General features: G+C 62.3%; 9 protein-coding genes. 4 read left to right on the forward strand and 5 right to left on the reverse strand.

What is annotated here, in order from left to right:
• Positions 1 to 96 precede the first annotated feature (96 nt).
• The 3 genes from BN1143_RS14300 to BN1143_RS14310 are packed head-to-tail and all read left to right on the forward strand — an operon-like array spanning position 97 to position 3180.
• Positions 97 to 828: a substrate-binding periplasmic protein gene (locus BN1143_RS14300; protein ID WP_025201357.1), complete on the forward strand. Its 732-nt coding sequence runs from the start codon at positions 97 to 99 to the stop codon at positions 826 to 828.
• Positions 829 to 867: 39 nt separating this feature from the next.
• Positions 868 to 2394 carry a methyl-accepting chemotaxis protein gene (locus tag BN1143_RS14305; RefSeq protein ID WP_042051091.1) on the forward strand — a complete coding sequence of 509 codons (1527 nt, stop codon included), beginning with the start codon at positions 868 to 870 and terminating at the stop codon, positions 2392 to 2394.
• A gap of 45 nt (positions 2395 to 2439) precedes the next feature.
• Positions 2440 to 3180, forward strand: coding sequence for a dienelactone hydrolase family protein (locus tag BN1143_RS14310; RefSeq protein WP_042051092.1), 741 nt, complete (start codon positions 2440 to 2442; stop codon positions 3178 to 3180).
• A gap of 56 nt (positions 3181 to 3236) precedes the next feature.
• On the opposite strand, the gene pgl is transcribed toward BN1143_RS14310, so the two are convergent.
• From pgl to pykF, 4 genes are all read right to left on the reverse strand, one after another.
• The gene (gene pgl, locus BN1143_RS14315; RefSeq protein WP_042051093.1) at positions 3237 to 4247 is read right to left on the reverse strand and encodes a 6-phosphogluconolactonase; all 1011 of its coding nucleotides are present in this window, start codon (positions 4245 to 4247) and stop codon (positions 3237 to 3239) included.
• Between the two features lie 65 nt (positions 4248 to 4312).
• Positions 4313 to 5146, reverse strand: coding sequence for a pyridoxamine 5'-phosphate oxidase family protein (locus tag BN1143_RS14320; RefSeq protein ID WP_017785177.1), 834 nt, complete (start codon positions 5144 to 5146; stop codon positions 4313 to 4315).
• Between the two features lie 210 nt (positions 5147 to 5356).
• A complete protein-coding gene (mscK, locus tag BN1143_RS14325; protein ID WP_042051094.1) occupies positions 5357 to 8680 on the reverse strand; it encodes a mechanosensitive channel MscK in 3324 nt (1107 codons plus the stop codon).
• 150 nt (positions 8681 to 8830) lie between these two features.
• Complete coding sequence (gene pykF, locus BN1143_RS14330; RefSeq protein ID WP_019839755.1) at positions 8831 to 10243, reverse strand: pyruvate kinase PykF; 1413 nt, start codon at positions 10241 to 10243, stop codon at positions 8831 to 8833.
• 304 nt (positions 10244 to 10547) lie between these two features.
• Between pykF and BN1143_RS14335 the strand changes: the two genes are divergently transcribed.
• Complete coding sequence (locus tag BN1143_RS14335) at positions 10548 to 10760, forward strand: hypothetical protein (RefSeq protein WP_017778406.1); 213 nt, start codon at positions 10548 to 10550, stop codon at positions 10758 to 10760.
• Between the two features lie 76 nt (positions 10761 to 10836).
• Here the strand turns inward: BN1143_RS14335 and BN1143_RS14340 are convergent, their stop codons facing one another.
• The gene (locus BN1143_RS14340; protein WP_026139135.1) at positions 10837 to 12018 is read right to left on the reverse strand and encodes a M28 family metallopeptidase; all 1182 of its coding nucleotides are present in this window, start codon (positions 12016 to 12018) and stop codon (positions 10837 to 10839) included.
• Positions 12019 to 12171 lie beyond the last annotated feature (153 nt).

Genomic DNA, 12171 nt, shown 5'->3' on the forward strand with positions numbered 1-12171 from the left:
CCGTGCAAGCCGGCACGATCCGATAAGGGTCGTAAGGGTCCGCACATCGACTGGTGCGGACATTGAGGGACGAGCTGTGAGCAAAGTGAGGTTGCAATGAAATATCAACTGTTGTGGAAAAGCGCCCTGTTCTCGGCCTCTTCGGTGCTGGCGCTGGGAGCCGTAAAGGCGGCACCCTTGAACGTGATGACCGAGGATTATCCGCCGTTCAACATGCAGGGGGAGGGGGGCAAGATAGTCGGCCTCTCCACGGAGGTGGTGGAGGAGTTGTTCAAGCGGGCCGGGGTCGAATACAAGCTGAGCATGATGCCCTGGAAGCGTGCCTACGAAGATACCCTCAGCACGCCCAATACCGCCCTGTACTCCACCACGCGCACGCCGGAGCGGGAAAACCTCTTCAAGTGGGTCGGGCCGCTGGTCAACAACAACTGGGTTTTCTTTGCCAATCCGTCTTCCACTATCACGGTCAACTCCTTGGAAGATGCGAAGCAGTATTCGGTTGGGGGCTACAATGGTGATGCCGCTGCCGAATATCTCAAGGCGCAAGGGTTTGGCAAGCTGCAACTGGCGGCCAACGATACCGCCAACGTGAAGAAACTGGAGGCTGGTCGCATCGATCTCTGGGCGACCGGGGAGTACCTGGCCCCCTATCTGGCCGCCCAGGAGAAGACGTCCAGTCCCAAGCCGGTGTTTGTGTTCAAGGAAACCCAGATGAGCCTGGCTTTCAACAAGGAAGCCCCGGATGAGCTCATCAACAAGCTCAACGAGATCCTGGCCGCCATGAAGGCGGATGGCACCATCGACAAGATCAATGCCAAGTACCATTAAGTTGTAACAAGACGTCGTTGCCGATATCGGGAGGGAACCATGGGTTGGAATAGTCTGACGTTCAGGATTGCCGTGCTGACCTCCCTGTCGGTGAGTCTGCTGCTGGTGTTGTTTGGTGGATATAACTACAACGCCGCCAGGGAGGAGAGCTACCGCCGACAGGCCGAGATGGTCGAGCAGGCCATCAGCCGGTTGCAGCTCTCCTTGCCTGGTCCGTTGTGGAATTACGAATCGGCTTTTGTCGAGGCATCCCTCAAATCCGAGTTGTCCACGGATGCGCTTAGCAGCCTGCTGGTGGTCAACAAGGACAAGCTGGTTGCGGGGTTTGTTCGTGATGATGCCGGCGAAATTCAGGCCGTGGCAAAGCTGCCCGCCGATCTGGGCAGCCATGCCAGCCATGAGCTGGTCTACGACGACAACGGCCAGCTCAAGACGGTGGCCAATCTGCTGGTGGTCAGCAGTGATCGGGCCATTTTGATCCAGTTGCGCCATCTGCTCATCACCACCGTCTGGCAGATAGTGGTGCTGGACGTCGGCATCATCCTGTTGCTGATGGTCTTGATCCACCGCAATGTGCTGCGCCCCTTGCGGCAGATGAACTCCGCAGTCTTCGATCTGGCCCAGGGAGATGGGGATCTGACCCAGCGCCTTAAGATCCGCCGGCATGACGAGATGGGGGCGCTGGCTGGCAACATCAATCAATTCATTGCCAAGCTGCAGGGGACGGTGTCGGAGATAAACACCCTGTCGGCAGGCGTCTTGCAGACGGCGGAGCTGTGCGATTCGCTGGCGACCGATACCCGGCATGGCAGCGCCGAACAGCAGTCAGAGCTGGATCAGGTCGCGACCGCCATCACCCAGATGAGCCATGCGGTACAGGAAGTGGCGGGCAATGCGGTCAAGACATCCGGTGCGACCGATGAAGCCAGTCTCTATGTGGAGCAGGGTTACAAGCTGGCCGGCCAGGCCAATGAAGCCATTCATCAGCTGGTCGGTGAGGTGGAGCGGGTCGCCAACCTGATCCGTTCGTTGTCGAGCGAGAGCAGTAGCATCGGCAATATCATCGAAGTGATCAACGGCATTGCCGAACAGACCAACCTGCTGGCCCTCAATGCCGCCATTGAGGCGGCCAGAGCCGGGGATCAGGGGCGCGGGTTTGCCGTGGTAGCCGATGAGGTGAGAACGCTGTCCGGCCGTACACGCCAGTCAACCGAGGAGATCAGTGCCAGTATCGCGCGCTTGCAGCAGGCGACCCACAATCTGGTTTCTGGTATGCAGCAAAGCCAGGACAAGGCCTCCCAGGCGGGGGCACAAGCCGCCGACGTGCAGCTCTCGGTAGAGAAGATAAAGACCCAGGTCGGCCTTATCCGTGAAATGAACATGTATATCGCCCAGGCCTCGGAAGAGCAGCACTCGGTGGCGGAAGAGGTCAGCAACAGCGTCAATCGCATCGCCGGGCTCAACAACGACAGTGCGGCGCGGGTGGGGCAGGTAGCCGATGCCAGCAGTGATTTGCGCCAGCTGTCGGCTCAATTGGACAGTCTGCTCAAACAGTTCAGGGTGTGATCGCCGGGCGCCAGCGAGCTGGCCGTCAAGGCAGAGGAGTGGATGATGGGAATAACCAGGATGCTTGTCCTGTTCTGGGCTCTGTGGGCAGGAGGATTGCAGGCCGGGTCCGTCAGGTATCAGGTCGAAGGGCGGACGTTCGAAGGTTATCATCTGGCGGGGGCCAGTCAGCAGTCAACCCTGGTGCTGCTGGTCCATGACTGGGATGGGTTGACCGGGTATGAAATGAAGCGTGCCGACATGCTGGCGGCCTTGGGTTACCGGGTGTTTGCCGCCGATCTGTTCGGCGTTGGCGTGAGACCCACTGCGGTGGAGGATAAAAAGCGGCTGACAGGGGCGCTATACCAGGACAGGGCGAGCATGCGGGCTCTGCTCGCCGGGGCGCTGGCCGAGGCCACGAGGCTGGGAGGCAAACCGGAAAAGGTCGTGGCGCTCGGTTACTGTTTCGGAGGGGCCGCCGTGCTGGAGCTGGCCCGCAGCGGGGTGGATCTGCACGGTACAGTGAGCGTGCATGGCGGGTTGGAGACGCCGCCAGGTCAGAACTACCAACAGGTCAGGGGACGTGTGCTGATACAGCATGGCAGTGCTGACGAGGCGGTCAGCCTGGGGCAGTTTGCCTCCCTGATCGGCGAGCTGGAGAGCGCCGGCATCAGCCATGAAGCGACCAGTTACAGCGGCGCCCCTCACGCATTCAGTGTGTTTGGATCAGACAGGTATCACGCCGAAGCCGATACCCTTGCCTGGCAACGCCTGGTCGGTTTTCTGGCAGAGATCTCCGCAAAGTAACCCTGTGTGCTGGTTTGCAAGCCATGGCATTGCCATGGCTTTTTGCTGTCTGTTGATCATGGCTGATGGCGTGCCAGTACGATCACCCACATGGCCCCGTCCCCCACGTGATAGCGTGCCAGCAGAGTCAGGGCGCCGCTGACCGGGTCGATGCGATGCACCGCCAGCTGGTGGGAAGCCTGCCCGGCCGCCAGCAGCCAGTGGCCGCTCTGGTCGATGGCAAAACCGCGGGGCATGGTCTCGGTCGGGAAGTGGCCGACTACGCCGAGCTCGCCATCCGGCGCGATGGCGAACTGGGTCAGCAGGCTGCTGGCCCGCTCGCTGCTGTAGAGAAAACGCCCGTCGGGTGTCACGTGCAGATCCGCCCCCCAGCGCTCCCCCTGATAACCGGCTGGCAGCATGGAGAGGCTCTGACAGAGCCGGATCCCGCCATCGGCGGTGGGTCGGTAGCGGTTGATGGTGCAGTCGAGCTCGTTGAGGCAATAGAGGTCGCCATTGCTCGGGTGCAGCGTCAGATGGCGCGGCCCGGCGCCGCTGGCGGTCACCAGATCCCCCAGCGGATGGGGGCGCAGCCTCCCCTCCTTGCAGAGCAGAAAGCGGCGGATGCAATCCTCCTTGAGGCAGGCGACCAGCACCTCCTGCTCGCCCTGTTTATTTGCACGCAGCAGGGTGACCGAATGGGCGGCCTGCAAGCCGTCGAGCTGCTGGTGGGGGGGCTCTGCCCGGCCGTCGGCGTCGATGGCGGAGAGGGTAACCTGATTGAAGGCATAGGAGGCCGCCAGCAGGAAGCGGCCGTCGGCCGAGATGGCGGTGTGGGAGGCGCTGCCCGCCAGCGGTGCCGCTCCCTGCGTTTCCAGCCGGCCATCGGCCTCGATGCGATAGCTGATCAGGGCGAAATCGGGGCGCACGGCGGCATGGAGCCAGCGCCCGTTCGGGCTGATCACCAGCGGTTGGACCTGGCCCGGGGTGTCGACCACCTGCAATGGCGTGAGCTCCCCAGTAGCGGCCAGGGCAAACACGTGGATCTGCTGGCTGGCGGGGCTCGCCACATAAACGACCTGCTGCATCTGTTTCTCACTCCTTGTCATGGGCAACCGCAGGCCATCTTATCCTCTTTCGCGCCTGGCTGGCGCTACTCTTTTGCCCGGCCCGGGCAGACCACCTGACGGGCCTTGAGGTGGTAGAGCTCCACCTGCGGGTGGCTGAAAAAGCCCACTTCCCACGGGTTCTTCTGCACGAAGGCGGCGCGGATAGGTTCGAACAGCGGGTGATCCTGCGGGATCTGGTAAGCATCGGCGGCGATGATGGTGTAGTTCCACTCGATGGCGCGGGTGTAGGTGAACACCGCCCGCGAGTCGATGGCGAAGTGGCAGCGGCCGTCGCGCTTGAGCAACTGCGACTTGAAGGTCTCGGGGAAGGTGATGAAGAAGATGTCGTCCTCATCGGAGGAGAGAAACGCCAGTACCGTGGTGTGGGGCTGTGACTGGGCCCGGGTCACCAGCACCCCGATCTTGTTCTCAACCTCACGCAAGTCAGGCACCGGCAGGCCGGTGAGCGGGGTGACGGGCAGCTCGCGAGCGGGGCGTTCATCGGCCGGATGTTGATAGCCCGGCTGGGCGAAGCCGTAGACCACCCGGTTGCCGTACCAGAGCTCGAACTGCAGCGGGGTGACCTGCACCCTGTCCGGAGCGGTGCGGGCGATAACCCCCTTGTAGGAGACGCGATAGACGCTCAAGGAGGCGTCGTACTCGTCGACCCCGGTGCGGTTGTCCAGATGCAGGGTGATCTTCTCCCCCACCGCCAGCTGGTGCCCCTTGGGGAAGGTCAGCAACAGTTCGTCGTCTGGCTGGATCTCGACCCCGCAGATGTAGACGCCGGTCTCCTTGCTGGCGGGGTCGACATAGGTGGCGGCCACCCCGAGCAGGGGAGAGCCGAGAAAAGAGAGCAGAGAGGGTTGGGAACTCATGGCGCACCTTGGCAAATGTGGGGATCGGCACCTCAGTGTATCGCGGCCGACCGGGATTGGCAGGCCCCGTCATCCGGGGAGGCAAGCGCTTCAGGCTAGCGACAAACCGTGCCCCATTCTGGCCGGCCCGTCACAAAACCAGCGCAGGCGGTGGGCCACCGATACAAAAAAGGCCCCTTGCGGGGCCTTCGAACGGGATAAGGGGCTGCCTTAACCGGGCTGGGGGCCCGGCAGGGCGGGAGGCTGGGCAGAGTCGGACTCCACCTTCTGCTCTTCGTCCTTCATGTTCTTGATGTAGACATCCATCTGGTTGAACGCGATCTCGATGCCGTTTTCGCGGAACAGCTGGTCTATCTTGCGGTTCAGCTCGTCCACCGCCGGGTTGCGATCGCCAAGCTCGCTCACGAAGAAGCGCAATTCGTGATCCAGGGTGCTGGCACCGAAGGTGAGGAAGTAGACGATGGGCGCCGGATCCTTGAGCACGCGGCTGTTCTCGTCCGCCGCCTGCTTGAGCAGGGTGCGAGTCAGCTCCAGGTCAGAACCGTAGGCCACACCTACCCGTACGATGACCCGGGTGACCGTATCGCTCAACGACCAGTTGATGAGCCGCTCGGTCATCAGCTGCTGGTTGGGGATGATCACCTCCTTACGGTCGAAGTCGGTCAGGGTGGTGGCGCGAATGCGGATCCGCGAGACCGTGCCGGAGAAGGAGCCGATGGTGACGGTGTCACCGATCCGCACCGGACGCTCGAACAGTATGATGATGCCGGAGACGAAGTTGGAGAGGATCTCCTTCATGCCAAAACCGATACCGACTGACAGGCCACCCGCTACCCACTGCAGCTTGTCCCACTGTACCCCCATCATGGAGAGGGCGGTCAGCGAGCCGACCCCGATCAGCACGTAGTTGAGCATGGTGGTGATGGCGTAGGCCGTGCCCTGGGCCAGGTTCAGCTTGGAGAGCACCAGCACCTCCAGCAGACCCGGCAGGTTGCGGGCCAGCGACCAGGCACCGCCCAGCAGCAGGAAGCCTATCAGCACGTCGCTCAGGCTGATGGGGAACATCACGGCATTGGCCCCTGTCCCTTCAGTGCGGTGCCACAGCACCATGCTGTCGAGGTAGGAGAAGACCGCCACCAGATCGGACCAGAGCCAGTAGAAGGCGACGCCGAAGATCAGCAGCAGCACGGTACGGGTCAGACGCAGCGACTGCTGGCTGACATCCTCCAGATCCATGGGCTGCTCTTCGATGGTGTCTCCCCCTTCCGCATCCTCCTGGGCCTTGTGCTCGCGTTTGGCCACCGCACGGCGATAGGCCAGGCGACGGGCCGCGAGCTCAAGGCCGCGCAGGGCGGTACGGTAGACCAGGCTCCAGAGGATGAGCAGGTAGAAGGACTCGATCAGCCGGCCGGTCAGCTTGAGGGCGGTGTAGTAGTAGCCCAGTCCGACCAGCACTATCAGCGCCACCGGTGCCAGCGCCAGGGCGATGGCGGTGATGGACTGCTGCATGCTCGCCTCGCCCTTGATGCGGGCGCGGGAGATGGGGAACACCAGGTAGGCGGCCAGCCCCAGCAGGGCCAGGGTCAGCGCCTGACCCACCACGTCGTTGCCAAGGGAGGAGGGTTCCACCACCGCCTTGGTCGACAGCATGATGAGCGGCAGCAAGGGTACCCAGAGGTAGCGCATGCTGGTGCGCTTGGCCTGCAGATCGGCTTTCGGAATGCGGAAGTGGCTCTCGGCGATGCCGCCCGGCCGCATCACCGCCAGATAGACGCTGAACACCAGATAACCGAGCGCCAGGTTGAGGGTGATCTGGAAAATCAGCTTGGAACTGAGCAGACCGCAGTCAGTCAGCAGCAGGCCGGCAGCCAGGATGAACAGGCTGCCCGGCAGGCGTTGCAGCACGGTATAGCAGAGGGCTGCCGGGGTGTGCCACTGGCTGTCCTGGCGAAAGCGCCCCAGATCCTTGGTGATCTTCTTCTGCCGCTCGATCAGCGTCGGGCGCTTCCAGATCAGCAGGCCACCTATCAGCAGCAGCGGCAGGGCCAGCAGGGTGATGGGCAGCAAGGTCTCACCCCAGCCGCTCCAGTCCGGTTTCAGCACCCAGTCGGAGGCCTGCTTGTAGGCCTGGGCCGGCCAGCTGATGAACCACTTGCCGTCGATGGGCTTGTTGCTGCTCACCCAGAAGATGTGCTGCTGCAGGGTGAACTCGATGGAGGAGTAGATCCGCGCCAGCTGCTGCTGGGTCAGCTGCAGGCTGATGGCGTTGGTCAGCTGGGCATCCAGCTGGCGGTTGAGCTGGTCGAGCAGGCTGATGCGGGTGTCGAGCAGCTTGGAGAGGCTGGCTCTGTCCTCCTCGCTCACCGGCTCGCTGCTATTGGCGATCAGGTTGTCCAGATACTGGGTCTTCTGGAACAGCTGGTCACGCTGCTGGCTCAGTTCGAACTGGGCCAGGTGCAGGTCGGCGATCTGCTCCTCCAGGTTCTTCACCAGGGTGGAGGGGGAGGACTCCAGCTGCTGGTAGAGCTGATAGAGGATGCGCGACAGCAGCAGGTTGCCCTTGAGCATCTGCACCTGTTCGTTGAGGTTGCGTTCGGTCTGAGTGCCGCGCTCCAGCCAGCTCTTGGCCTGCAGGTTCTTCTGCACCAGCGAGTTGAGGCTGGCGGTGGCGCTGACCAGCTGCTGGCTGAGCTGGTGGTTGAGCTCCTGCTCCTTTTGCACCAGCGGGCTGTCGGCGGCGGCCACCAGCTCACCAGTCTGTTCGGCGGTCTTCTCGGTGTCGCCCAGGCGCTTGGCACTGCTCTGCTCCTGCAGCAGTTGCAGCTTCTGCTCTTCGCTCGCGAGGCGGGCGGTCTGGTAGTCGCGCTGTTTGACCGCGAGATCCTGCATGCTGGTGCGGTTGTCCAGCTCCTTCTGTAGGTTGGCCAGCTGCAGATCCAGCAGGGCCAGCTCGGCATTGAGCTTCATCTTCTCGGCGCTGCTCACCCCGTCACCGGCGTTGAGGCGGGTACGGATCTCCTGGCTGCGCTGATAGGCGCGGCTCATGCTGGCCTGAGCCCGTTCCGGCAGGGTCTGCAGGTTGGTGAGCTGGCTGCCGATGGTGCCGAGGGCCTCCTGGGCATCCTGCATGTTGGCCATGACGTCGGGCTGGCGACTCTCCAGTTCGCTCAGACTCATGCTGGCGTATTCGCTCTTGATCTGCTCGGCGCTCTTGCCCTGGGTCAGGGCATCCAGTCTGGCGCTGATGTCGCGCAGCTCGGCCGGCAGGGAGCGAACCCGCTCGTTCTGGCTTCTGGCCTTGCTCTTCTCTTTCTCGATGCTGTCGAGCAGGGTGAGGGTGTCGGTCAGGAATTTCTGGTCGGCCTGCTGGCTGACGGTGAGGGTGTCCGACTTGCCGAGGGTGTCGAGAGCCCGTTGTACGCTGGTACGTTGGGGCACGTCCTGCGCCATGGCTTGCGGGGCGCAGAGACTGACGAGTAAGCAGAGCAGCGGCAACAGGGTGGCCGAGGCTCTTTTGAACGGTATTGAGAGCATAAAACTTCCGGGTTATTACGCGATATTTGGGAGATGTCCCACTTGGATTAAATCCGCGTGGATTCTAACACCGGGCAGAAAGGGGCAGCAGGGGGGCGAGATAAAAAAAACGGCGCCCGCGGGCGCCGTTTTCAGCTTGTTCAGTTCCGATTAAAGAACGTGAACAGAAGCGGTGTTGGTGGTGCCGCTCGGTACCAGGGCACCGGAGACCATGACAACCACATCACCCTTCAGACCCATGCCGCTGGCCAGGGCCGCTTCTTTACCGATGCGATAGAAATCGTCGGTGGAGGCGATGCTGTCAACCACGTGAGCAACCACACCCTTGGTCAGCACCAGCTGGGCAGCGGTCTTCTTGTTGGTGGTGATGGCCAGGATCCAGGCTTTCGGGAAGTACTTGCGGATGGCCTTGGCAGACTTGCCGCCTTCGGTGGCAACCACGATCAGCGGGGCGTCCAGCTTCTCGGAGGTCTCTACCGCGCCTTTACATACGGCTTCGGTGATGCGCAGCTTGTTGCTGTCGTTGGCAGCAGACAGGTTGGACGGCATCACGGCATCGGTACGCTCGCAGATGGTGGCCATGATGGTCACGGCTTCCAGCGGGTACTTGCCCTTGGCGGACTCACCGGACAGCATGACTGCGTCAGTACCGTCCAGGATGGCGTTGGCCACGTCGCCGGCTTCGGCGCGGGTCGGACGCGGGTTCTTGATCATGGAGTCCAGCATCTGGGTGGCGGTGATGACCACTTTGCGGGCTTTGTTGCACTTCTCGATGATCATCTTCTGGGCGAAGATCACTTCTTCAACCGGGATTTCGACACCCATGTCGCCACGAGCAACCATGATGCCGTCGGAGACAGCCAGGATCTCGTCGAAGTTGTCCAGGCCTTCCTGGTTTTCGATCTTGGAGATGATCTGGATGTTCTCGCCACCGTGGGCTTTCAGGTGCTCACGGATTTCCAGCACGTCTTCTTTCTTGCGAATGAAGGAGGCGGCAACGAAATCAACGCCCTGCTCGCAACCGAAGATCAGGTCGCGCTTGTCTTTCTCGGCCAGGGCCGGCAGCTTGATGGATACGCCCGGCAGGTTGATGCCCTTGTTCTCGCCCAGATCGCCGTTGTTCAGTACTTTACAGACAACTTCGCGCTCGGTGATCTCGATGACGTCCAGACCGATCAGGCCATCGTCAACCAGGATGCGGTTGCCGACGCGCAGGTCGTTGGCGAAACCGGCATAGGTCACGGCGACCTTGTCTTTGTTGCCAACCACGGTCTGGTCGGTAGTGAAGGTGAAGGTCTGGCCAGCGACCAGAGCCACGTCGTTGCCGCCTTCCAGCTTGATGGTACGGATTTCCGGACCCTTGGTGTCCAGCAGGATGGCTGCGTGCTTGCCGGTTTCGGCCATGACAGCGCGCAGGTTGCTGATGCGACCACCGTGCTCGGCGTAGTCGCCGTGGGAGAAGTTCAGGCGCATGACGTTCATGCCGGCGTCCAGCATCTTGGCCAGCATTTCTTTGGATTCGGTCTTGGGACCGATGGTGCAGACGATTTTGGTCTTTTTCATGTCAGTCTTCATGGTTAAGGAGTTTCCGCCGTGCAATATACACCAGTTTTTGGATACTTTTTATGATCCAGAAACAACGTTTTGACCAGATAACGTTTTCTTTTCAGGGATAACGTTTTCCTCCCGGCTACTTTTTAGGGCATAAATTAACTGGTCAGCGCAGATTTGGCATAAATGTCGCCATATGTATCTCTGCGCCGGCCCACCTCGTCAAATGTTGTAAAATGACGATCCCGTCCCTTCATCAAACCGTCATCGGTCCCCGACAAGAATAGACACTCTGCTGCCACCGGAGTGCTGCAAGATGGTCCCTTATCTGCTGCTGTTGTCCGTCGCCCTGCTGGGTGTGCAGGCGCTGCCCGCCAGCTGCTGGCCGGCCGATCCCGCTCCCCGCGATGGCGCGCTGCGCGCGTTCGAGCGCCTTGAAAGGCTGCATGCGCAGGCCGCCACGGCCCACGCGCAGCAAGGCTTGCCGCGCACCAATCCCCCGCTTGCTGGGGCGCATCGGCAGCCCTGAGCGGAAGGTTTGAAAACAAGAGAGGGAGGCCTGGCCTCCCTCTCTTGTTTTAGGTGCTTCATTACTCCTTGGCGGCTCAGTTTATCTTGCCCATCTCGATGGCGAAGCTGGTGGCCAGCTGGGCGAACTTGAGGGCGTGGGCAGCCGAGGGATCCGAGTTCTGCAAGGTGTCCCGGGCGGTATGGATGTTGGGGTTGTAGTCGTTGAAGCGCGACTCGAACGGCATGGCGGCCGGGTAGCCCTGATTGTGCCAGGAGGCGTGATCCGAGCAGCCGTAACCGCAGCTGTCATAGCCGTAGCGGATCTGGGGCAGATAGGCGTCCAGCAGCTGGGCCAGATAGCCGGTCAGCCCCTGGTCGGTGTAGTCGGTCATGAAGACTATGTCTTCCGCCGAGCCCTGGTAGTTGGTCATGTCCAGCTGCAGCGCCGCCAGCACCTTGGTGTTGGCCGCCTTGTAGCGGGTGGCGATGTCCTTGGAGCCGCGCAGCCCCACCTCTTCCGCCGCATAGCCGATGAACTGCAGGGTGCGCTCCGGCTGGCGGCCCTGCTCGGCGATGACCCGCAGCACCTCGGTCAGGGTGGCGATGCCGGAGGCATCGTCGTCGGCACCCGGCGCCAGGGTGCGGCTGTTGGGGGCCGAGCCCGCGGTGGAGTCGAGATGACCGCCGAGCACCACCACTTCGTCCGGGTAGCGGCTGCCCTTGAGGGTCAGCACCACGGACTGCTGCGGATAGCCGCTGTGCTTGACCCGGCTGACGCTGGCCCAGGGCAGGGTCGCGCTCAGGGTCTGCCACTGGCCGGCCACCCAGTCCGCCGACTGCACCCCCGTGGTGGTGGTGTAGTAGCGGTTGCGCCAGCTGGCGAGCTGGCTGATGGTACCGACTATGTTGCCCTGATCCAGATAGGGCAGCAGCCGGTTGACGCTGGCTCCCTGGGTCAGCGGCGGGGCGCTGAACAGGTTCTGGCTGATGGGCTGGGCCATGCTCTGCAGGGCGTCGGCCAGGGTGCTGTGCACCACGTAGCCGCCGCAGCGCTGGTGACCTTCGTGCATCAGGTGGGAGAGGGTGCCAAGCTCGCTCGCCTCGACTTGGGCCAGCTGAACCGGGGCGCCGCTGGCGCTGAACAGGGGGGCCAGCTTGGCTTTCACCTGCTTGAGTTCGACGCCGCTGTCGGCACCGACCGTGATCCAGACGGGCTCGGCGGCCTGTACGGCGAGAGGCAGCAGGGGGAGCAAGAGGGCAGTCAACAAGGGTTTCATGGCGGATCCTTCCAGATTGGTTGCGGGCACATGTGCCAAATGGGTGTCATAAGACGACTGGCCCAGTCTAGCCAAGGAGGCTGAACGGCGAATTTGCCCATCTGGCGCGGCGCTCCCCCAATCCGGTAGGGGTCGCTGCAGGATCTGCTGTCT

This window comes from Aeromonas dhakensis, assembly GCF_000820305.1.
Taxonomy (GTDB): domain Bacteria; phylum Pseudomonadota; class Gammaproteobacteria; order Enterobacterales; family Aeromonadaceae; genus Aeromonas; species Aeromonas dhakensis.